The organism is Bradyrhizobium sp. BRP20 (genome assembly GCF_020194215.1).
In the GTDB taxonomy this organism is placed as follows: domain Bacteria; phylum Pseudomonadota; class Alphaproteobacteria; order Rhizobiales; family Xanthobacteraceae; genus Bradyrhizobium; species Bradyrhizobium yuanmingense.
Genome location: NZ_JADYVY010000069.1, coordinates 1 through 1698 on the forward strand (window position 1 = coordinate 1; position 1698 = coordinate 1698).

The window sequence follows — 1698 nt, forward strand, 5'->3', positions numbered from 1 at the left end:
CCCACCCTGTACCCTTCTGGCGTTCGGAGGCCAGTCAGTTGGTGTAGGCTGGTCGGCCGGGCCGATCCGCCGGGAGCCGCCTTGCCCACCTGTGCCTAGAGCACCGACGTAGGACCCGCGCCCTGGCGGAGCATCTGCGATCGAGATCCACTAGGAGGTTTGCGCCGCGAGCGCCGGTACAGGGATTGATTGGGATCGCAGTTGGCCCGCCTTTTGGAAGCGAGGAGGTCCATCAAATGGTCGAGAATGTGCATTGGTTTGTCGGGATCGACTGGGCAACGCAAACTCATCGCGTTTGCTTGCTCGATGCCGAAGGAAGGCGGCTGGGAGAGCGAGAGTTCGCCCATGGCGGAGCCGATCTGGTGGAGATGCGCGACTGGCTGCTCGAGAAGACGAAGGCTGCACCGGCGCAGATCGCCGTGGCGATCGAGATGCCGCACGGTCCTGTGGTGGAGATGCTGCTTGAGTGTGGGTTCCTGGTCTTTGCCATCAATCCCAAGCAGCTTGATCGCTTCCGTGATCGCTTCACGGTCGCGGGTGCCAAGGATGACAGCCGTGACGCTCTTGTCCTAGGGGATTCCTTGCGTACCGATCGCAAGGCCTTCCGGCAGCTTGCCCTCGACGATCCGGCGGTGATCAGGTTGCGCGAATGGTCGCGCCTGCTAGATGAGCTGCAGCAGGAACGGACGCGTCTGTCTAACCGCCTGCGTCAGCAGTTGTGGCGTTATTACCCGCAAGCGGCCGAGCTGACCGATGATGTCGCAGACGACTGGTTCCTGAGCTTGTGGCAGAAGGTGCCGACACCCGCTGCGGCCGCCAAGGCATCGGAGAAGACGATTGCGCGCATCCTCAAGGAGCATCGTATCCGCCGTGTCGACGCCGCCACCGTGCTGCAGACCCTGCGCAAGACGGCCTTGTTCGTCGCACCAGGTACCACGGAGGCGGCGTGCGTCCATATCCGCAGCCTTGTCGCGCGCATGCGCCTGGTCAATCAGCAGATCAAGCAAGCCGGCGCTGCCCTGGACGGCCTTTGCGATAGTCTGGCGGCACAGGGCGAGGAGAACTCATCGGGGCAGAGCTATGAGCAGCGTGACGTGGCAATCCTTCGCTCCTGGCCGGGAATCGGCAGGATTGTTCTCGCCACACTGCTCACCGAGGCAGCACAACCGCTGCGCGCCCGAGATTACCACGCTTTGCGTGCTCTGGCAGGGGCTGCCCCGGTCACACGGCAAAGCGGCAAGCAACGCTTCGTGATCCGGCGCTTTGCCTGCAACAAGCGGCTGCAGACCGCTGTCCATCACTGGTCACGCGTTGCCGTCCAGCACGACCCGGCCGCTCGGCACCGCTATGATGCCTTGCGGCAGCGCGGCCATGGCCGTGCACGCGCGTTGCGAGGCGTGGGCGATCGCCTGCTCTCGGCCCTCTGCGCGGCCCTCAAGAACCGAACGCTGTACGACGCCAATCACAGGAGTGCTCAGGCTGTCAGCAGCCAGTAAGCCTTATTCCTTTGTTCGGCCGCTTGTGACCATTCCTTCGTCCCGACCTGCCGAGCCCAGCAGCGCAGCGCGCAGCCGCTGTCCAGGATGCCATCGGCACCGGCGTAGCCGGCGCGAAGCGTCCTGGACAGCGGTGAGCACTGCGCTACTCTGTTGCATTAAGGCATGAAACCTCTTGACCAAGGCTAGGAGGTCCTACGGC

At 63.8% G+C, this 1698-nt stretch carries 1 protein-coding gene; it reads left to right on the forward strand.

The annotated features are described in order from the left end of the window. The first annotated feature begins 236 nt into the window (after positions 1–236). Positions 237–1496, forward strand: coding sequence for an IS110 family transposase (locus I6F33_RS37805; protein WP_225145780.1), 1260 nt, complete (start codon positions 237–239; stop codon positions 1494–1496). Positions 1497–1698 lie beyond the last annotated feature (202 nt).